The sequence below is a fragment of the Janthinobacterium sp. MP5059B genome (assembly GCF_001758645.1).
GTDB classification, from domain to species: Bacteria; Pseudomonadota; Gammaproteobacteria; order Burkholderiales; family Burkholderiaceae_D; genus Janthinobacterium; species Janthinobacterium lividum.
Genome location: NZ_LRHX01000007.1, coordinates 113,199 through 133,286, shown reverse-complemented (window position 1 = coordinate 133,286; position 20,088 = coordinate 113,199). Strand labels below are relative to the sequence as shown.

Here is a 20,088-nt window from a genome sequence, read left to right as displayed (position 1 = left end):
CAATCCAATGAGTATCCGGGAAGACACAGCAAGCTGCGTTTCATTCTAGCGCGGCACGCGCCGCAGTTCCAGCGCCGCACCGCAGGCGGCGGCGATGACAGCCTGCTTGCGGTGGCGGCGGGCGGCCTGGCGCGGCGGATAGCCGCTGCCGGGCCGCAACACGCTTACGCCTGGCGAGCAGGACGCGTATTTTTATTTTTATCATACCCTTCATCGGCGCCGCCGAAAGTGGTTTTTAGAAAATTATTGAAGGGAATAATCAGGGGCACAGGCGTTTGCTTTACCACCTGCACCAGCTCGCCAAATTTTTGACGCGATGCAGCAAACTCACCCTTTGTCACAGTGTCGAATTTCTCCTGGGTTTCTTGGGCAACATCCTTTGCCTGGCGGCCATATGCACCGATGCGTTCGATGGCCAGTTGCGACTGCGTGCGCGACAGTTCCAGCAGCGCTTGCGGATCCTTCACGGACAGCAGCTGATTGCCTGCCACCGTAGCGGCGGCCAGCGCCGCGCGAGCCGCATCGATCTGCAAGTCCAGCACGCTGGCGCCGCTGTCGACAGCGGCCTGGGCATACGCTTGCGCGCTGATCAATTGTGCTTCCACCAGGGCCTTGCCGGCCAGTGCCCATTGCTCGGAAAATGAAAACATAGTGTTCCTCTCCAATTTGATGGCGGTGCATGTTGCGCCGCACAGTACTCAACTGTAAGCGGTGGTTCATTGCTGAACCTTGATATTTATCAAGCTTTGCTGTTGGTTTGTTTCCAACTCAACGTTGATCAGGACAACAACTTGATACCGTCCAGCGAGGCCGCGCACTGCTCGCGTATCACGCTAACGAAATCGCGCACATACGCCTTGTCCTGCAGATGATCAGGCACGGAGACATACAGGTCGCTCCACAAGCCGTGCTCGCCCACCGGGCGCGCCACCACATAATCGTAATCGACGTAATTCTTGATGGCCCAGTTCGGCAAGGCGGCAATGCCGCGCCGGCTCGCCACCAGCTGCAGCACGGCGACCGTCAATTCCGCCGTGCGGCGTTCAAACGCGATGCCGGCCGGCCGCAGCACTTCGCGGATCAGGTCGATACGCTCTTCCGGCACCGGATAGGTAATTAATGTCTCGCCCGTAAAGTCGGCCGCCACCAGCCGGCGCTGCGCCTGCAGCCGGTGCTTCTGCGCCATCACCACCAGCATTTCAAAGCGGAACAGGGGAAACACGGTGAAGTCGGGGCCGTACGGCGAACCGATCACGAGGTCCGCCTCGCCCGAGCGCAGCAAGTCCGCCGGTTCGCTGTGAAAGCCGGAGACCAGGTCGATTTCCACTTCCGGCCAGCGCTGGCGAAACGCATCCATCACGGGCATGAGCCAATCGAAACAGGTATGGCATTCGAGCGCCACGCGCAACTGCCCCTTGTCGCCTTGCGACAGGCGCGCCACGTCGCGCTCGGCCAGTTCGATCTCGGGCAGCAGCTTGTCGGCCAGGGCCAGCAGCCGGCTGCCCGTGGCCGTAAAGGCGATCGGCATGGACTTGCGCTCGAACAGGGGCGCCTGGTAGCGCTCTTCCAGCAAACGGATCTGGTGCGACAGGGCCGACTGGGTCAGGTTGAGCAGCTGCGCGGCGCGCACCAGGCTGCCGGACGAACGCAAGGCACTCAGGGTGCGCAGGTGGCGGATTTCTAGCATCGGCAAATGAAATGGCGTACGTGAATTATTTTCATGTTATTCGGCAAAATGTTTCGTTTTGATTATAGACCAAGTTGCCGCACACTCTAGCGCATTCACATTAAATCTCGATGACATCATGACCGTGCACACCCACATCCTTGGCTTTCCCCGTATCGGCGCCGCGCGTGAACTGAAATTGGCGCTGGAAAGCCACTGGCGCGGCGAGGTGTCCGAGGCGGCCCTGGAAACGACGGGCCGGCAACTGCGGGCGCGCCACTGGGCCCTGCAACGCGATGCCGGTCTTGACTACGTTACCGTGGGCGACTTCGCCTTTTACGACCAGGTGGCCAACCATATCCAGCTGCTGGGCTGCGAACCGGCCCGTTTCAGCTTCGCGCCAGAGCAGTCGCCGCTGTCACGCTATTTCACCATGGCGCGCGGCGCAGACACGCACGCCGCCCATGCCGGCTGCGGCCACGCGCACCATGCACACGCCGCCGGCACTGCCGCGCTGGAAATGACCAAGTGGTTCGACACCAATTACCATTACCTGGTGCCCGAATTGTCGCCGCAGACCCGGTTTTCTCTCGCGTGCGAGCGCCTGCTGGCGGAAGTAGCCGAAGCACAGGCGCTGGGCCACCAGGTCAAGGCGGCCTTGATCGGCCCCCTCACCTTCCTCTGGCTGGGTAAGGAAAAGACGCCCGGCGAGTCAAGCTTCGACCGCCTGGCCCTGCTGGAACAATTGCTGCCCGTCTACGGCGCCCTGCTCGACCGCCTGAAACAGCAAGGCGTGGCATGGGTGCAGCTCGACGAGCCGATCCTGGGCCTGGACTTGCCTGTTGCCTGGCGCAGCGCCTTCGAAAGCGCCTACTGGCAGCTGAACCAGGTAGGTATAAATATCCTGCTGGCCACGTATTTCTCGCCGCTGGAAGAAAACCTCAGCCTGACGTGCCGCCTGCCCGTGGCCGGCCTGCATGTGGACGGCATCCGCGCGCCGCATGAATTGATCAGCGTAACGGACTGGCTGCCCGCGCATAAAGTCTTGTCGGTCGGTATCGTCGATGGCCGCAATATCTGGCGCACCGACCTCGACGCGGCCCTGGCCGTGCTGCAGCCGCTGGCTGCCAAACGCAACGGCCACCTGTGGCTGGCGCCGTCGTGCTCCCTGCTGCACGTGCCGTTCAGCCTGGCGGCCGAGACGGAGCTCGATGGTGACATCCAGAGCTGGCTGGCGTTTGCCACGGAAAAACTGTCCGAAGTCGCCGTCCTCAAGGGTGCGCTCGCAGGCCGTCCCGATGATGCCGCGCTGGCCGTGTCTCGCCTGGCTATCGCCGGCCGCCGTGCCAGTCCCCGCGTGCACCGCCCGCAAGTGACGCAGCGCCTGCAAACGCTCACGCCCACCGTCGACCGCCGCGATTCCAGCTTCCCGCAGCGCCAGGCCATGCAGCGCGCGCGTTTGCAACTGCCCGACTTCCCGACGACGACCATCGGTTCCTTCCCGCAGACGACGGCCATCCGCGCCGCCCGCGCCAGTTTCAAGCGAGGCGAACTGGCTGTGAACGACTACGAACAGCAGATGCGCGCCGAAATCGCCCACGCCGTGAGCCGCCAGGAAGCGCTGGGCCTGGACGTGCTCGTGCATGGCGAAGCGGAACGCAACGACATGGTCGAATACTTCGGCGAGCAACTGGACGGCTTTATCTTCACGCGCCAGGGCTGGGTGCAATCGTACGGCTCGCGCTGTGTGAAGCCGCCCGTCATTTACGGCGACGTGCAGCGCCCCACCGCCATGACCGTCGAATGGACGGTGCACGCGCAAAGCCTGACGCATAAACCGGTGAAGGGCATGCTGACGGGCCCGGTCACGATCTTGCAATGGTCGTTCGTGCGCGACGACCAGCCGCGCGCCACGACGGCGCTGCAACTGGCCCTGGCCATCCGCGACGAGGTGCAAGACCTGGAAACGGCCGGCATCGGCATCATCCAGATCGACGAGCCGGCCATCCGCGAAGGCTTGCCGCTGCGCCGCGGCCGGTGGGACGCCTATCTGGACTGGGCCACGCGCGCCTTCCGCATCGCCGCATCCGTCGTCAGCGACACGACGCAGATCCACACCCACATGTGCTATGCCGAGTTCAACGACATCCTGCCGCAGATCGCCGCCATGGACGCCGACGTCATCACGATAGAGACGAGCCGCTCCGACATGGAACTGCTGAAGGGCTTTGGCCAGTTCCAGTATCCGAACGAAATCGGCCCCGGCGTGTACGACATCCACTCGCCGCGCCTCCCCTCGACTCTCGACATGGTGAAATTGCTGCAAAAAGCCAGCGCCGTGATTCCTCCGGCCAACTTGTGGGTCAACCCCGATTGCGGCCTGAAGACGCGGGGCTGGGCGGAAACGGAGGCGGCTTTAAAAAATATGGTCGCGGCGGCGCAGCAGATGCGTGCGGCGTGATGAAAATATGGCAAGGTCATGCAACGCCTAACAAAACCGTAGCGAGCGGAAGAAAGTTGTGGTTGAGAAGCGCAACTGTACGAAGGTACAGTGAGCATCGCAGGCCGCAAATTACGACGCGCAGTAGGTTTTGATAGACGTACTCAAGCCGCATTCTCGGCTGCTTTCGGGGCGGCGCACCGGTTTTCCGGGGCGCCGTCCGTTTTTTTTGACATGAAGTAGGTGTTGCCCTGCGGAATAGCACGTGCCAGGCCCCTGATGCTGATTTTTTTGCAGTAGAATGCAAGAAATTTACTGCTCCCATTGTTGCCGTACGGAACATCTAGCCTGCCGCAGTTTCACTTTGATAAATGTTTATGTCCAAAAGCCCGTCGCAGAAGCCTATCGAAATCAAGATTTCCACCGTCGTTGCTGTCTCCGCCATTCTGCATAGCGCCGATACGCAGGCACTCGATGCCGCCTTGCGCGACATGACGGGAGGCGTGGCCGACTTTTTCGAGGACGACCTGGCCGTGCTGGACGTGGCGGCCTTGCCGCCCGGCGGCGTGCCCATCGACTGGGCCGCCCTCGTGGCCCTGCTGAAAAAATACCGTTTGAATGCCGTCGCCGTACGCAATGCGCCGGCCGACATGCATGACGCCATCCTGGCGCAAGGCTTGAGCCTCGACAGCGGCAAGACGCGCGACGATGCGCCGCCCAAGGATGGCCCCAAGGATACGCCCACGGCCGCCGCCCAGTCGGGCGCCGACGCACAGGTGATGGTGATCGACACGCCCGTGCGCGCCGGCCAGCGCATTTATGCGCGCGGCTGCGACCTGATCATCACCGCCGTCGTCAACAATGGCGCTGAAATCATCGCCGACGGCAGCATCCACGTGTATTCCTCGCTGTACGGCCGCGCGCTGGCCGGCGCCTCGGGCAATGCCCAGGCGCGCATCTTCGCGCTGGCCATGGAACCGGAACTGGTCTCGATCGCCGGCGTGTACCGCACGTTCGAGGATGGTTTCCCTGCGGAAATGGCGCGCGGACCCGCGCAAATTCGTTTGGCTGGCGACAGAATCGATATACACTCTGTCAATCCGGTCACTCCCGTGAACCGCTCTTAAGCTGCACAATTCAAGAGATATCTGAAAAGGATTATTTGTGGCAAGAATTATTGTTGTGACGTCCGGCAAGGGCGGTGTCGGCAAGACGACCTCTAGCGCCAGTTTTTCCACTGGCCTGGCCATGCGCGGCCACAAGACAGCCGTGCTCGACTTCGACGTGGGCCTGCGTAACCTCGACCTGATCATGGGTTGCGAACGCCGCGTCGTCTACGACCTGATCAATGTGATCAACAAAGAGGCCACGCTGAACCAGGCCCTGATCAAGGACAAGCACTGCGACAACCTGTTCATCCTGCCCGCCTCGCAAACGCGCGACAAGGATGCCTTGTCGGAAGAAGGCGTGGAACGCGTGTTGAACGACCTGATCAACATGGGTTTCGAGTTCATCATCTGCGATTCGCCGGCCGGCATCGAGCATGGCGCGCTGATGGCGCTGACGTTTGCCGACGAAGCCATCATCGTCACCAACCCGGAAGTGTCGTCGGTGCGCGATTCGGACCGCATCCTGGGCATCCTGCAAGCCAAGTCGCGCCGCGCGCAGACGGGCGGCGAGCCCGTCAAGGAACATTTGCTGATCACCCGCTACTCGCCGAAACGCGTGGAATCGGATGAAATGCTGTCCTACCAGGACGTGCAGGAAATCCTGCGCATCCCGCTGGTGGGGATCATTCCGGAATCGGAGCAAGTGCTGGCCGCCTCGAACCAGGGCAACCCGGCCATCCATTTCACGGGCACGGACGTGGCGCAAGCCTATGAAGACGTGGTCTCGCGTTTCCTCGGCGAAGATGTCGAGTTGCGCTTTACCAACTATGAAAAGCCTGGATTACTCCAGCGCATTTTTGGGGCGAAGTGATATGGCCTTGCTTTCTTTCCTGTTCCCCCCAAAGCCGAAAACGGCCACCGCGGCCAAGGAACGCCTGCAGATCATCATCGCCCGCGAACGCAGCGGACGCGATGGTCCGGACTTCCTGCCCGCCCTGCACAAGGAATTGATCGCCGTCATTTCCAAGTACACCAAGGTCAATGCCGACGACATCAAGATTTCGCTGGACCGCCAGGGCAACCTGGAGGTGCTCGACGTCAACGTGGTGCTGCCGGACGCCTAAGCGTTAATCCGGCCTGACCGTGAGCAATTCCTGCGCCACCGCGGCGCAGGCGTTCACGTGCTGGTTGCCGATCTGGCGGAATACGGCGTAGCCAATGGCTGCCGCCACCGCCTGTCCGGCAAACGGCACGAAGCGCGCCACCTGCTTGGTGGCAATCTTGACGCCACTGCGCTTGAGCAGGTGGAGGATCAGTTCGCGCGATACCAGCTTTCCCACCAACATGCCGCCCATGCCCACCGCCGCGCGGTAGGCCATCATCTTGAACTGCGGGTTGAGGCGCTCGATCTGCTCGGGCGTAAGGCCGAATTCGTGGTTGATATCATTGATCAGCATGGAAAACAGACCGACATCCGACATCAGGTCGATGCCGGGAATGGGAATGGCCGAAGCGCCCGCCGACATCATGGCACGCCGCTGCACCAGGCGCCGGCAACGCTCGCGCACTTGCTCGATTTCGGCACGACTGCCCGGTATCAGTGTCCAATCGGTAGTGCTCTTGTCTGACATGGCCGTTTCTCCGCGAGTAGGGGGTAGATGAACAAGTGTAACGTAAAGGCCTCAGCTGCCGATTTCACTGGACACAGTTGCAATCTCTGTTATATTTCACTTGAGCATTCCTTAACATTACGATAAGCAGAGCGGACCGTCTGTTTGTTGCTACACACTCCAGCCAATTATGCGAATTGCCGTACTCGATAGCGACCATAGCCAGGCAGAACTGATCTGCCAGGTGCTCACCGCCGCCGGCCACGCTTGCCACGAGTTTCAAAGTGCCAAGGACATGCTGGGGCAACTGCGCAAGGACAGTTGCGACATGCTCATCCTCGACTGGCATGTGAGCGATCTGGACGGTGCAGAAGTCTTGCGCCGAGCCCGGGAAAAACTGGCGCCCAAGGCACCCGTGTTGTTTATGACCAACAGTTCCGGCGAAGACGACGTGGTGGCGGGCATGACGGCCGGCGCCGACGACTACATGATCAAGCCCCTGCGACGCAGCGAGCTGACCTTGCGCACCCAGGCGCTGCTGCGTGTGGCCTACCCGGCCCAGAATGGCGCGGAATACTTGCAATTCGGTCATTACACATTTGAAACCCGCCCCGGCCGCCTGCTGCGCGATGGCGAAGTACTGGACGTGACGCACAAGGAATTCGCCCTGGCGCTGCTGTTTTTCCGCAACCTGGGCCGTCCTTTGTCGCGCGCCTACATCCACGAAGCCGTGTGGCAGCGCGACACGGCCTTGCCTTCGCGCACCATGGATACCCACGTCTCGCGCGTGCGCAACAAGCTGCAGCTGAAACCGGAACACGGCTACAGGCTGGTGCCCGTCTACAGCTACGGTTATCGCCTGGAAAAACTGGGCGGCTGAACGGCGGCAAACGGCTGACCTGCTCAAAGCGCGGGCACAAAGCGCTATAATGTCGGCATAAGTCATCCCAACAGCCCTGAAATGCAACTGCTCGCCGTCGGCCTCAACCATACCACCGCCCCAGTGTCGCTCCGCGAACAGCTGGCGTTTGCGCCTGAGCAATTGGGTTCGGCGGTGATGGCGGCGCGCACCTGGTTTCAGCGCATCGACTTGCGCGACAACGACGAAGCGGCCATCCTGTCGACCTGCAACCGCACCGAGCTGTATGCGGCCAGCCACGTGCCCAATCCGCTCGACGCGGGCGCGCATTTCCTGGCCGATTATCACAAGCTCAACTACAGCGAGCTGCGCCCCCACTTATATATGTTGCCGCAGCACGATGCCGTGCGCCACACCTTCCGCGTCGCCTCCGGGCTCGATTCGATGGTGCTGGGCGAAACGCAGATCCTGGGCCAGATCAAGGACGCCATCCGCACGGCCGACGAAGCGGGCGGCCTGGGCACGTATCTGCACCAGTTGTTCCAGCGCAGCTTTTCCGTCGCCAAGGAAGTGCGCAGCAGCACGGAAATCGGCGCGCACAGCGTGTCCATGGCGGCCGCCGCCGTACGCCTGTCGCAGCGCATCTTCGACAAGATCGCCGAGCAGAACGTGCTGTTCATCGGCGCCGGCGAAATGATCGAATTGTGCGCCACGCACTTCGCGGCGCAAAACCCGAAAAGCATCACCATTGCCAACCGCACCATGGAACGGGGCGAGGAGCTGGCGCACCGCTTCAACGGCAAGGCCATCCGCCTGGCCGACCTGCCGGAGCAGCTGCACCAGTTCGACATCGTCATCTCGTGCACGGCATCGTCCTTGCCGCTGCTGGGCCTGGGCCTGGTCGAACGCGCCATCAAGGCACGCCGCCACAAGCCCATGTTCATGGTCGACCTGGCCGTGCCGCGCGACATCGAAGCGGAAGTGGGCCGTTTGAACGACGTCTTCCTGTACACGGTCGACGACCTGGGCAAGGTCGTGCAGACGGGCCTGGAAAGCCGGCAAGCGGCCGTGGCGCAAGCCGAAGCCATCATCGAGACGCGCGTGCAATCGTTCATGAGCTGGGTCGATGACCGCGCCATGGTGCCCGTGATCCAGCATTTGCATGAAAACAGCGAAGCGCTGCGCCTGATGGAAGTGGAACGGGCGCGCAAGATGCTGGCCAAGGGCGCCGACATCGACGCCGTCCTGGAAGCGCTGTCGAAAGGCTTGACGGCCAAGTTCCTGCACGGCCCGCAGCAGGCGCTGCACCACGCGCAAGGCGACGAGCGCAAGCAGCTGGTCACCCTGCTGCCAAAACTGTTCCGCCCCCGCCGTTAGCGCAGCCCCGCTGGCCGCCCGCGCGCGACCGCCCCCTGCCCGCCTGCCGGGCCTGCACCATCCCTACACTCTTTTACCGCGAATCGCTATGAAACCATCCATGCTGGCCAAACTCGATCAACTGGCGAACCGCCTGGTCGAACTCGACGAACTGCTGATGCACCCGGACGCCACGTCGAACATGGACAGCTACCGCAAGATGACGCGCGAGCACGCCGAACTGGGTCCGCTGGTCGCCCTGTACCATTCCTACCAGGAAGCGGGCAACGATATTACGACAGCGCAAGAAATGTTGTCCGATCCGGACATGAAGGAATTCGCCCAGGAAGAAATCGAGGCGGCCAAGACCACCATGGCGCGGCTGGAGCGCGAATTGCAAACCATGCTGCTGCCGAAGGACGTCAATGACGAACGCAATATCTTCCTGGAAATTCGCGCCGGCACGGGCGGCGATGAATCGGCCCTGTTCGCCGGCGACCTGCTGCGCATGTACACGCGCTTTGCCGAACGCAACCGCTGGCAGGTGGAACTGGTGTCGGCATCCGACTCCGACCTGGGCGGCTACCGCGAAGTGATCGTGCGCGTAGTAGGTAACGGCGCGTATTCAAAACTGAAATTCGAGTCGGGCGGCCACCGCGTGCAGCGCGTGCCGGCCACGGAAACGCAAGGCCGCATCCACACGTCCGCCTGCACGGTGGCCGTGATGCCGGAAGCCGATGAAGTGGAAGACGTCAACATCAACCCGGCCGACCTGCGCATCGACACCTACCGCGCCTCGGGCGCCGGTGGACAGCACATCAACAAAACAGACTCCGCCGTGCGCATCACCCACTTGCCGACCGGCATCGTGGTGGAGTGCCAGGATGACCGCAGCCAGCACAAGAACAAGGCGCAGGCGATGAAAGTGCTGGCCGCGCGCATCAAGGACGTGCAGCTGCGCGAACAGCAGTCGAAGGAAGCGGCCACCCGCAAGAGCCTGATCGGCTCGGGCGACCGCAGCGAGCGCATCCGCACCTATAATTTCCCGCAAGGCCGCCTGACGGACCACCGCATCAATTTGACCTTGTACAAGCTGGACTTCATCATGGATGGGGATTTGACGGACTTGACGAATGCGCTGGCGGCAGAGCACCAGGCGGAACTGCTGGCTGCCTTGGGCGATTAAAAAGCGTCCATGGCGGCGTTGCATCGCCTGGCCGTACATTCGTACTGCCTGCGGCGCTGCGCCTTGCCCTGAACACTTTTTAAAGCGTCCAGCCAAATCAAGGGTTTAAGTAGCGGCTAAGCAATAAAAATCCAGCCTTGTGCGAAAATGACCAGCTCGATTCCATCCACCTCACCGTGTCGCCCATGAAAAATTCACGCACCGTCCTCCTGTCGATCGCCGCCCTGTGTTTCCTGATGCTGGGCGTGGCCATGTATTTGCAGCATGCCATGAACATGGCGCCGTGCCCGCTGTGCGTGATCCAGCGCTACCTGTTCCTCGCCATCGGCATCGCCTGCCTGGCCGGCGCGGCCGCCAACCGTCCAAAGATCGGCGCCGGCATCGGCTTGCTGGCTGCCCTGGGCGGCCTGGGCGTGGGCGCCAAGCATCTGTACGTGCTGGCCAACCCCGGCTTCTCGTGCGGCATCGATCCGGTGGAAACGGCGCTGAACAAGATTTTCACGGCGCAAGTCATGCCCTTCATGTTTGAATCCTATGGCGCCTGCGAAAACGCCGGCGAGCCGTTTTTCGGCCTGTCAATTCCGCAATGGGCGTTCATCTGGTTCGCCATTTTTAGCGTCGGCCTGCTGTGGACCTTGCTGCGCCGTCAGAAATAATTGAAAGCACCATGTCAGAAACACTGATCCCCGCCGGCAGCACTGTCGGCGCCCTGCAAATCCGTCCACTGCTCGATCCGCTCGACAACCGCATCCTGCTGGGCCATGCGCTGGGCCTGTCGCGCGTGAGCCTGATCACGCAATCGGAGCGTGTGCTCACTCCCGATGAAGCGGAACGCCTGTCCAGCTTGCTGGCACGCCGCCTGCAGGGCGAGCCGATCGCCTACATCGTGGGCCAGCGCGAATTCTTCGGCCTGCCGTTCGAAGTGAACGACGCCGTGCTGATCCCCCGCCCCGACACGGAAGTGCTGGTGGAACTGGCGCTCGAGCGCCTGCCGCCCGGCGGACGGGTGCTCGACATGGGCACGGGCAGCGGCGCCATTGCCGTCGCGCTGGCGCACACGCGGCCCGACGCCGTCGTCACGGCCCTGGATGTCAGCAGCACGGCGCTGGCCGTGGCGCGCCGCAACGCCAGCGCCAATGGCGTCAACATCACCTTCATGGCCAGCGACTGGTTCGAAGCGCTGGGCACGGAAAAGTTCGACCTGATCGTCTCGAATCCCCCCTACATCACCAGCGGCGACCGTCACCTGGCCGAAGGCGATTTGCGCTTCGAGCCTGCCGGCGCGCTGACCGACCATGCGGATGGCCTGTCGGCCCTGCGCACCATCGTCTCCGGCGCCGCGCGCCACCTGGCGTCAGGCGCCTGGCTGCTGATGGAGCACGGCTATGACCAGGCAGCATCCGTGCGCGGCTTGCTGGCCGACGCCGGCTACAGCAAAGTGCAAAGCTGGCGCGACCTGGCCGGCATCGAAAGAGTCAGCGGCGCCCGCCTGGGCTGACCGCCGCCACCTGCGCAAAGCTTGACCCGGCAGCGCGCCAGATCCCCCCGCAGTTTGTTAAAATATCAAGCGAATTCCTGACCGAAGCGCCGTCCCCGCTCCCCGGGGCGGACGCTGGCGACGCGGCGTTTTTTGGGCCGGCGCCGACGCATTTGCCAAAATTCGGTTAATCTCAGCACAAATTATTTATATGCTGCACAAGAAAGGAAGCTCAAATTGCCCAACCTGTTGACTCGCCGCCTGGCATTGCTGACCGAAGATGCCAACCGCGCGCTGCTGGGCGGCTTGCGCGGCATCGAGCGTGAAACCCTGCGCGTCGACCACGCCGGCCATCTGGCTTCCACGCCCCACCCCGTCGCCCTGGGTTCGGCGCTGACGCACCCAGAAATCACCACCGACTACGCCGAAGCGCTGCTCGAATTCATCACCCCGGCCGAAGCCGACATCGGCGTCACGCTCGACAAGCTCGACACCGTGCACCGCCACGCCTACAGCCGCCTGGGCGACGAATTGCTGTGGAGCCAGTCGATGCCGTGCCAGCTGCCGCCCGAAGCGGAGATAGCGATCGCCAACTACGGCAGCTCGAACATGGGCATGCTCAAGCACGTCTACCGGCGCGGCCTGGCCTTGCGTTACGGCAAAGCCATGCAATGCATCGCCGGCATCCATTACAACTATTCGCTCGACGAGCAGCTGTGGCAAGTGCTGGCCAGCAATCCGGACACCAGCGCCAGCCCGACACACACGGCGGCCACGCCGAAAGACGTGCAGTCGGAAAGCTATCTGGCGACGATCCGCAATTTCCGCCGCTACAGCTGGCTGCTGATGTACCTGTTCGGTGCTTCGCCGGCCCTGTCCGCCGGTTTCCTGCGCGGCCGCGCGCACAAGCTCGACACCTTGTCCGACGACACCTTGTTCCTGCCGTATGCCACCAGCCTGCGCATGAGCGACCTCGGCTACCAGAACGATGCCCAGTCCGGCCTGCGTCCGCACGAAAACAGCCTGGAAGATTACGTCAACGCGCTCACGCATGCCGTCAACGACCCGTATCCGCCGTACGAAGCGCTGGGAACAAAAAAAGAGGGCGAGTGGATCCAGTTGTCCACCAACGTGCTGCAGATCGAAAATGAATACTATTCGACCATCCGCCCGAAACGCGTGATCCGCACGGGCGAGCGCCCGATCCAGGCCCTGTGCCTGCGCGGCGTGCAATACATCGAAGTGCGCTGCATGGATGTCGACCCGTTCGAACCGGTCGGCATCAGCCTGGAAACGGGTCGCTTCCTCGACGCGTTTCTGCTGTTCTGCGCGCTCGACGACAGCGCTCCCATCTCGGCCGAGCAAAGCGCCTGCTACACGAACAATTTCGCCCGCACCGTGAAGGAAGGCCGCAAGCCGGGCTTGACCCTGCGCCGCGATGGCGAGGACATCACCCTGCAGGCGTGGGGCGAGGAATTGCTGGCGCGCATCGCCCCCGTGGCGGCCCTGCTGGACGCGCGCCTTGGCAGCACGCAGCACGCGGACAGCCTGGCGGCGCAAGCCATCAAGCTGGCCGACCCGGATGCGACGCCATCGGCAAAGGTCCTGGCCGAACTGCGCGCCAACGGCGGCTCGTTTGCCGCCTTCGGCCTGCGCCAGAGCGAGCGCCACGCCGCCTATTTCCGCACGCATCCGGCAACACCGGAACAAAGCGCGTATTTCGACGAGATGGCCGCCAGCTCGCTGGCCGAGCAGCGCGCCATGGAAGCGGCGCCAGCCGGCAGCTTCGACGATTTCGTCGCCGCCTACCGCGCCAGCACCCTGTGTTCGCACACCTGATCCTGCCTGACTTCCTGCCTGGCGCCCCATGCTGACCTTCTACAATGAATTGCACAGCCAGCATCGGGGCCGCTTCGAAATGTTTCGCGGCACCATGGTGCCCTGCTTCGAGACGCCCGAGCGGGCCGACATGGTGGTGGCGGAACTGGGACGGCGCAACCTGGGCCGCATCGTCACGCCGCACGGCGTTCCGCTGACCTCGCTGGAGCGCATCCACACGCCCCGTTACCTGCATTTCCTGCGCCACGCCTGGCACGACTGGCTGGCGCTCGACCCCGACAATGCGGGCAGGGATGCCTTGCCGTCCGTGTGGCCCGTGCGCACCCTGCGCAGCGACATCGAACCGGATGACTTCACGGCCAAGCTGGGACTGTACTCGATGGACAATGGCACGCCGCTGACGGCCGGCACGTGGACGGCGGCCAAGACGGGCGCTGACTGCGCCGTCAACGCGGCCCACGCGCTGCGCCTGGGCGAGCGGGCAACGTTTGCCCTCACCCGCCCGCCGGGCCACCACGCGGGCAGCGATTTCTTTGGCGGCTACTGTTTTCTCAACAACGCGGCCCTGGCCGCGCAGCATTTGCTCGACGACGGCGCCCGCAAGGTCGCCATCCTCGATATCGATTACCACCACGGCAACGGCACGCAAAGCATCTTTTACCAGCGCGACGACGTGCTGTTCGCCTCCATCCACGCCGATCCGCGCAGCGAATATCCGTTTTACCTGGGGCACGCCGATGAAACAGGCAGCGGCGCCGGGCTCGGCTACAACGTCAACCTGCCGCTGCCGTCCGGCAGCAGCACGGCCAGCTGGTTCGCCGCGCTGGAAACGGCCTGCCTGCGCATCAATATGTATGCGCCCGACGCGCTGGTGGTGTCGCTCGGTGTCGATACTTTCGCCGGCGACCCGCTGTCGCACTTCTCCCTGCAAAGCGGCGACTACCTGCGCGTGGGCGAGCGCCTCGCGCATCTGAACCTGCCCACCGCCTTCATCCTCGAAGGGGGCTACGCGGTGAAGGAAATCGGCATCAATGTCGTCAATGTGCTCGAAGGTTTCGAGACAGCCGATTAAGTCAGTCTACATATTCCGGAACAAAGCCATGAACGGCTGGCTCACGGCCAGGGTTTCCGGCCGCGTCTTCAGGCGCAAGGCGCCGCGTCCCACTTCGTCGCGCGTGACGGACGCCACCATCTTCATGTTGACGATGGTGGAGCGGTGGATCTGCTTGAAAATGGCCGGGTCGAGCACGTCGAGCAGTTCGCGGATCGGCTTGCGCAGCAGCGCCTCGCCCTCCGCCGTCATGACGGCCGTGTACTTGGTGTCGGACTGAAAATAGGCGATGTCTTCCACCATGATCAGCCGCGTATCCTTGCCGCTGCTGGCCGTCAGCCAGACCAGCGGCGGCGACTTGGCGGCCGCCGGCAAGGCGCTGCTCAATTGCTGCAGCAAGCCGGCCAGCGCGCCGTCATCCACCTGGGTCTTGCCGGCCCGTGCCTGCACGCGCTGCACGGTCGCTTGCAGGCGCTCGCGGGCTATGGGTTTCAATAAATAGTCGACGGCGCCCTTGTCAAAGGCATCGATCGCATACTGGTCGTAGGCGGTGACGAACACCACCTGCGTGGCGGGACTCGCTTCGAGCGCGCCGGCCGCCACTTCCAGCCCCGTCAAGCCCGGCATGCGGATGTCGAGGAAGGCGATGTCGGGCTGATGCGTGGCGATGGCGTCGAGCGCCGCGCCGCCGTCGTCGCAGGCGGCGACGATGCGCAAGTTGGGCCACTCTTCGGCCAGCAGGGCCACGAGCGCATCGCGCAGCAGGGTTTCATCTTCGGCGATGACGCAAGTCATCTCAGGCTGATGCATACGATACTCCTTGCGCCGTGCTGTCGGGCACCGTGATGGTGGCCGTCACGCCATCGGGGAAATTGGCGAGGATGGAAAACGACGCGGCCGCGCCATAGGTCAGGCGCAGGCGTTCGCGCACATTGCGTAAACCAATACCCGTGCCGGCGCCATCGTCGCTGAAGCCCTTGCCGTCGTCGGCCACCGTGACGATCACCGTGCCGTCGCCGCTGCGCGCCATGATCCAGATGGTGCCGCCGCCGCTTTTCGGCTCCAGGCCGTGCTTGATGGCGTTTTCCACCAGGGTTTGCAGCATCATCGGCGGCAGCTCCGCCTGGCGCAGGTATTGCGGTACTTCGATCTGCAGGTTCAGGCGTCCACCCATGCGGATTTTCAGGATATCGAGGTAGGCGCGCGCCCGTTCCAGTTCCGTGCCCAGGGTCGACATGGCTTGCTCCGTGCGCGGCAGCGAGTGGCGCAGGTACAGGATCAGATTACCCAGCATCTCGTCGGCACGCACGGGATCGCTGCGCGTGAGCAGCTGCGCGCTGGCCAGGGTGTTGTACAGGAAGTGCGGTTCCACCTGCGCGTGCAGCAGGCTCAGTTTGGCCACCGTGAGTTCCTTTTCCGTCACCGTCTGGCGCGCCTCGGCCTGCTCGCCGCGGCGGCGCTGCGCCACCCGGCGCGTCATCGCCCGCGTCACCGCTTCCGCGTTTTCCAGGTTGCTGCCATGGTCGACGAGGAACCAGTCGGTCCAGGCATTGCGCGCCGGCTCGCAGATCAGGGTCACGCTGCCCGCCTCGCCATTCGGCGTCACGGTGGCGAGAATCTGGTTCGGCCGCGGTTCAATGAAGCTCAGCAAGCGCATGCGGGGCAAGCCCGTGTGCGTGTAGGGTGCGGCGCGGCGCACGCGGGCCTGCACCTGCAGGCTGTCGCGCGCGCTTTCGACCACTTCGCTGCCCGGCAGTTCGCGGATGGCCGCGTCGATCATGTCGAACGCTTCGCCCGCCTCGAACGGGATCTCGATCTGGCGCCGCTGGCGGCTCGACAAGGTGCCGGCATTGACGGTGCCGGCGATCAGGCGCACGCGCCGCACGTGCGAAAACGCATTCGTGATGACGGCGCTGGCCAGCAGCGCCCCAACGATGACAAAAAAGCCTTCCGTCCGCCCGAAGATATAGCGCAGGAAATTCTCGACCAGGATCGCCGTGGCGATGATGTAGGTGACCATCGTGGCCAGGGTGATGCGCAGGATAAAGAAGAGGCTAGTCATGATTTTTCCTTGGGGTGTGAAGTGGGGCCAAGCATAACCACCGGCCCCACCGGCGGTGGCCATTATGCGATGGAAGGGCAATACTGGCGACAAAGGCAAGAAAATAAAGCTTCAATTCGCGCCACGCGCAAATAAAATCGCTTGCAATTAAATAGCGCGCGATATATATTGTGTACATGGACGCCGCAAATCGCTTCTTCAGACGGGCATCCTGGGGCACCAGCCCACGAAACAAGTAGCACACTATTTAGTCGTTAACTATTTAACTCACCGAGGAAAACCATCATGTCGATCAAACAAGTCCTGTACCGCGCTCAAGCTACCGCCACCGGAGGCCGCGAAGGCCGTGCCGTGTCGTCCGACAATGTGCTGGACATCAAGCTGACCACGCCAAAAGAACTGGGCGGCAATGGCGCCGTCGGCACCAATCCGGAACAACTGTTCGCTGCCGGCTACTCGGCCTGCTTCATCGGCGCCATGAAATTCGTCGGCGGCCGCGACAAGATCGCCCTGCCAGCGGACCTGTCCATCGAAGGCCACGTCGGCATCGGCGCCATCGAGACGGGCTTCGGCATCGAAGTGGAACTGAAAATTTCGCTGCCAGGCATGGAACGCGCCGCCGCCGAAGCGCTGGTCGCCGCCGCCCACATCGTGTGCCCTTACTCGAACGCCACGCGCGGCAACATCGACGTCACCTTGACAATCGTGTAATCGGACGGCAACACCCGTCATCCGCCCCTCCCCGGCCGCGCAAAGCTGCCGGGAATTTTTTTGGCGTGCCAACGCCGGCTGCCTGAATGCAAGACCAACTTGGTCAAATGAAATTTTTACGCCGGCGCAGTCGTGTCAAGTACATGAGCGCCAAGCCCGCAGGCAACATCAGCGCGACCGCTGGTTCGGGGACTGGCGCTGGCGAAATGCTAAAGCTCGTCTGGTCGGACCAATTATATTGATTTACCCACGCTAAGTTCGAGGGTACATTGCCTCCGCCGGTGTGGAAAAAACTGCCGGTATCGGCGCGGCTATACCACCAGTAGATACCAAATTCGTCAGCACCGTTCGTGGCGACGGTGTAATCAAGATTACCCGTCAGTGCATAATTGAATTTCTCCACTTGGCACCTCAAATAGGGAGTGCCGCATCCGCCAAAGTCCGGTTCTGCCTTGTCAGACAAGAACGTGATGCCCTGAGATTCAAAATAGCTGAGCTCATCAAATGCAATAACACCGTCCAGATTACGGTCTTCCCCGGTGAAACTCCCAGTGAACTTCACCTGTGGATCGAACAAGCCGGTAGCCGCATCGACAAAACCTTGATAAACAAAACTCCACGTCGTCACTTCGGCATGGGCCGAAGAAATCCCGGCGACAAATAGGGCGGCGCATAACAGCTTCTTTTTCATAGCTTCCTCGTATTTTTGCAGAACATTTTCAAGGGAATTCAGGCCGGTGCCCAAATTACAAGTGACAGTCACTTGCCATAATGATATTAGCATATTTGCAATATCCATCCAACTGCGGCTTGCTGCAGAGCGTAGAAAAAAGCTTGCAATTCGCTAGTGGCACGTAACACCACGCTGCTCTTGTGCGCCAGCTAGTCAACATCCGGGCTCCGAAGCCGGTAAAATCACGGCCACTCTCAATCAAGGATGGCGCATGATCACTTGGCAATGGAACACGTTCGACGAACTCGGCCCCCACGATTTGTACCAGGTGCTGGCCTTGCGCCAGCGCGTGTTCGTCATCGAACAGCAGTGCATTTACCCGGACCTCGATGGCCATGACCAGCAAGCCATGCATTTGCTGGGCTGGCAAACGGCCGATGGCCAGCGCCGGCTGGCCGCGTACCTGCGCGTGCTGGCGCCCGGCGCCAAGTATGTGGAAATGTCGCTGGGCCGCGTGCTGACGGCGCCCGAGGCGCGCACCACGGGCGCGGGCAAGCATCTGCTGGCGGAAGGCATCGCACGCGCGGAACGCCAGCACCCTGGCCACGCCATCCGCATCGGCGCCCAGCAATATCTGGAGCGCTTCTACCAGTCCTTCGGCTTTGTCACCGTCAGCGCGCCCTACGATGAAGACGGCATACAGCACGTCGACATGCTGCGCGCGGTGCCGCCGGGAGCGGCGGCATGACGACGGCCCTCATTTCCTGGAGCGGCGGCAAGGATTCCTGCCTGGCCCTGTGGCGCGCGCGCAACGCCGGCACGAGCGTGCCGCTGTTGATCACGGCCATGGATGAAGACGGCCGCAAGTCGCGCTCGCACGGCGTGCCGCCCGCGCTGCTCGAGGCGCAGGCAGCCAGCCTGGGCGCGCGCCTGCAGCGCTATCACGCCAGCTGGGCCAGCTACGAAGAGCAATTCATCGCCATGCTGCGCGCGGCGAAAGACGAAGGCATCGCCCACGCCATCTTCGGCGACATCGACTTGCAGCCGCACCGCGACTGGGAGGAAAAAGTCTGCGCCAGCGCCGGTCTGACGGCCCACCTGCCCCTGTGGGGTGAGGATCGCCGCGCGCTGGTCGATGAGTTCCTTGCCGCCGGCTTCAAGGCCATCGTCGTGTGCATCAATGGCCAGCACTTGCCGCGCGCATTTTGCGGGCGCGAGTTCGACGCCGCCTTCCTCGCCGACCTGCCGCCCGGCGTCGACGCCTGCGGCGAAAACGGCGAATTCCACACCTTCGTCTACGACGGCCCCGCCTTCAGTGCACCGGTGGCGCTGCGCCGCACGCAAGTGCTGCAATATGACGCGCCAGCCAATCTGGGCGGCGCCACCTACTACTTCCAGGAACTGGCGCCAGTTTGAATTGGCCGCAAAAGCAAAAAGGGCGACTCCATGGAGTCGCCCTTTGTCCGTGCACCTTGCGCGTGCTTACTTTTTCTCCACTTTTCGCAGCGTGATGTCGAACACCAGACCGGCGTAAGGCGGGATCACCACAGCACCCGTCGCGTCACGGGTGCCGCTCACGCCATAGCCCAGGTCATACGGAATGAGCAGGCGGCGCGTGCCGCCTTCCTGCATGCCGACCATGCCACGGTCCCAGCCCAGGATATGTTTGCCGATACCCAGGATAAACGTATAACCGGAGAGAGAAGGAGACGCGTCGAATTGCACGCCTTTGCCGTCCGGCTTGCTCGCGTCGTACAGCCAGCCCGTGTAGACCACCGTCAAGGTATCGCCCGCCGCGGCGGCCGTGCCGGTGCCTTTCACCAGGTCGGGAAAGGCGAATTCTTTCACTTGCGTGTTCGGGTCAAGCACGACCGGCTTCTCGGTGTTGGCAGCAGCGCCGCAAGCGGTCAGGGCCACGGCGCAAGCGAGGGTGGCGATCATTTGAAATACCGATTTCATGGTTTCCCTTTAAATATTGGTGTGTGGCTAAGCCCGTACGGTGCGGACCGGTACGGGCTGGAGTTTAACAGGACTCGCGTAGCCCATTTG

General features: G+C 62.6%; 21 protein-coding genes. 14 read left to right on the top strand and 7 right to left on the bottom strand.

Annotated features, from left to right (window positions below; genetic code table 11):
* Positions 1-164: 164 nt before the first annotated feature.
* Positions 165-650 carry a TIGR01841 family phasin gene (gene phaP / locus JAB1_RS11095; protein WP_034783725.1) on the bottom strand — a complete coding sequence of 162 codons (486 nt, stop codon included), beginning with the start codon at positions 648-650 and terminating at the stop codon, positions 165-167.
* A 128-nt stretch (positions 651-778) separates the two neighbouring features.
* On the bottom strand, positions 779-1,687 hold the full coding sequence (locus tag JAB1_RS11090; protein ID WP_034783726.1) for a LysR family transcriptional regulator: 909 nt from the start codon (positions 1,685-1,687) through the stop codon (positions 779-781).
* Positions 1,688-1,805: 118 nt separating this feature from the next.
* On the opposite strand from JAB1_RS11090, the gene metE reads away from it, so the two are divergent.
* The 4 genes from metE to minE all read left to right on the top strand — a co-directional run bounded on the left by metE (position 1,806) and on the right by minE (position 6,339).
* A complete protein-coding gene (gene metE, locus JAB1_RS11085; RefSeq protein ID WP_070279974.1) occupies positions 1,806-4,127 on the top strand; it encodes a 5-methyltetrahydropteroyltriglutamate--homocysteine S-methyltransferase in 2,322 nt (773 codons plus the stop codon).
* 356 nt (positions 4,128-4,483) lie between these two features.
* A complete protein-coding gene (gene minC / locus JAB1_RS11080) occupies positions 4,484-5,233 on the top strand; it encodes a septum site-determining protein MinC (protein WP_034783729.1) in 750 nt (249 codons plus the stop codon).
* Between the two features lie 37 nt (positions 5,234-5,270).
* Complete coding sequence (minD, locus tag JAB1_RS11075; protein ID WP_034783730.1) at positions 5,271-6,086, top strand: septum site-determining protein MinD; 816 nt, start codon at positions 5,271-5,273, stop codon at positions 6,084-6,086.
* A 1-nt stretch (position 6,087) separates the two neighbouring features.
* Positions 6,088-6,339, top strand: coding sequence for a cell division topological specificity factor MinE (gene minE, locus JAB1_RS11070; protein WP_034752886.1), 252 nt, complete (start codon positions 6,088-6,090; stop codon positions 6,337-6,339).
* Positions 6,340-6,342: 3 nt separating this feature from the next.
* Here the strand turns inward: minE and JAB1_RS11065 are convergent, their stop codons facing one another.
* Entirely contained in the window at positions 6,343-6,846 is a 504-nt protein-coding gene (locus JAB1_RS11065) for a hypothetical protein (RefSeq protein WP_034783732.1), read from the bottom strand.
* A 169-nt stretch (positions 6,847-7,015) separates the two neighbouring features.
* Here JAB1_RS11065 and JAB1_RS11060 point away from each other — a divergent pair, with 169 nt between their 5' ends.
* The 7 genes from JAB1_RS11060 (at position 7,016) to JAB1_RS11030 (ending at position 14,614) form a co-directional block, all read left to right on the top strand.
* Positions 7,016-7,705 carry a response regulator transcription factor gene (locus JAB1_RS11060; protein WP_034783734.1) on the top strand — a complete coding sequence of 230 codons (690 nt, stop codon included), beginning with the start codon at positions 7,016-7,018 and terminating at the stop codon, positions 7,703-7,705.
* Positions 7,706-7,786: 81 nt separating this feature from the next.
* The gene (gene hemA / locus JAB1_RS11055) at positions 7,787-9,061 is read left to right on the top strand and encodes a glutamyl-tRNA reductase (protein ID WP_034783735.1); all 1,275 of its coding nucleotides are present in this window, start codon (positions 7,787-7,789) and stop codon (positions 9,059-9,061) included.
* A gap of 88 nt (positions 9,062-9,149) precedes the next feature.
* Complete coding sequence (prfA, locus tag JAB1_RS11050) at positions 9,150-10,226, top strand: peptide chain release factor 1 (RefSeq protein WP_034783736.1); 1,077 nt, start codon at positions 9,150-9,152, stop codon at positions 10,224-10,226.
* A gap of 185 nt (positions 10,227-10,411) precedes the next feature.
* Entirely contained in the window at positions 10,412-10,882 is a 471-nt protein-coding gene (locus JAB1_RS11045; protein WP_034783901.1) for a disulfide bond formation protein B, read from the top strand.
* A gap of 11 nt (positions 10,883-10,893) precedes the next feature.
* Positions 10,894-11,724: a peptide chain release factor N(5)-glutamine methyltransferase gene (gene prmC / locus JAB1_RS11040; protein WP_070279973.1), complete on the top strand. Its 831-nt coding sequence runs from the start codon at positions 10,894-10,896 to the stop codon at positions 11,722-11,724.
* 216 nt (positions 11,725-11,940) lie between these two features.
* Entirely contained in the window at positions 11,941-13,542 is a 1,602-nt protein-coding gene (gene gshA / locus JAB1_RS11035) for a glutamate--cysteine ligase (protein WP_070279972.1), read from the top strand.
* A gap of 28 nt (positions 13,543-13,570) precedes the next feature.
* Entirely contained in the window at positions 13,571-14,614 is a 1,044-nt protein-coding gene (locus JAB1_RS11030; protein WP_070258399.1) for a histone deacetylase family protein, read from the top strand.
* A gap of 6 nt (positions 14,615-14,620) precedes the next feature.
* Here the strand turns inward: JAB1_RS11030 and JAB1_RS11025 are convergent, their stop codons facing one another.
* Together JAB1_RS11025 and JAB1_RS11020 are read right to left on the bottom strand one after the other, a co-directional pair.
* Entirely contained in the window at positions 14,621-15,403 is a 783-nt protein-coding gene (locus tag JAB1_RS11025; RefSeq protein ID WP_139144527.1) for a LytTR family DNA-binding domain-containing protein, read from the bottom strand.
* Positions 15,390-16,655, bottom strand: coding sequence for a histidine kinase (locus JAB1_RS11020; RefSeq protein ID WP_070279970.1), 1,266 nt, complete (start codon positions 16,653-16,655; stop codon positions 15,390-15,392). The genes JAB1_RS11025 and JAB1_RS11020 overlap by 14 nt, the downstream gene beginning before the upstream one ends.
* A gap of 285 nt (positions 16,656-16,940) precedes the next feature.
* Between JAB1_RS11020 and JAB1_RS11015 the strand changes: the two genes are divergently transcribed.
* Positions 16,941-17,366 carry an organic hydroperoxide resistance protein gene (locus JAB1_RS11015; protein ID WP_070279969.1) on the top strand — a complete coding sequence of 142 codons (426 nt, stop codon included), beginning with the start codon at positions 16,941-16,943 and terminating at the stop codon, positions 17,364-17,366.
* A gap of 103 nt (positions 17,367-17,469) precedes the next feature.
* On the opposite strand, the gene JAB1_RS11010 is transcribed toward JAB1_RS11015, so the two are convergent.
* Positions 17,470-18,165: a PEP-CTERM sorting domain-containing protein gene (locus tag JAB1_RS11010; protein ID WP_139144526.1), complete on the bottom strand. Its 696-nt coding sequence runs from the start codon at positions 18,163-18,165 to the stop codon at positions 17,470-17,472.
* Positions 18,166-18,310: 145 nt separating this feature from the next.
* Here JAB1_RS11010 and JAB1_RS11005 point away from each other — a divergent pair, with 145 nt between their 5' ends.
* Together JAB1_RS11005 and JAB1_RS11000 are read left to right on the top strand one after the other, a co-directional pair.
* Complete coding sequence (locus JAB1_RS11005) at positions 18,311-18,787, top strand: GNAT family N-acetyltransferase (protein WP_070279967.1); 477 nt, start codon at positions 18,311-18,313, stop codon at positions 18,785-18,787.
* On the top strand, positions 18,784-19,455 hold the full coding sequence (locus JAB1_RS11000) for a diphthine--ammonia ligase (protein ID WP_070279966.1): 672 nt from the start codon (positions 18,784-18,786) through the stop codon (positions 19,453-19,455). The genes JAB1_RS11005 and JAB1_RS11000 overlap by 4 nt, the downstream gene beginning before the upstream one ends.
* A 66-nt stretch (positions 19,456-19,521) precedes the next feature.
* On the opposite strand, the gene JAB1_RS10995 is transcribed toward JAB1_RS11000, so the two are convergent.
* Positions 19,522-19,998 carry an FKBP-type peptidyl-prolyl cis-trans isomerase gene (locus JAB1_RS10995; protein WP_070258391.1) on the bottom strand — a complete coding sequence of 159 codons (477 nt, stop codon included), beginning with the start codon at positions 19,996-19,998 and terminating at the stop codon, positions 19,522-19,524.
* Between the last annotated feature and the right edge of the window lie 90 nt (positions 19,999-20,088).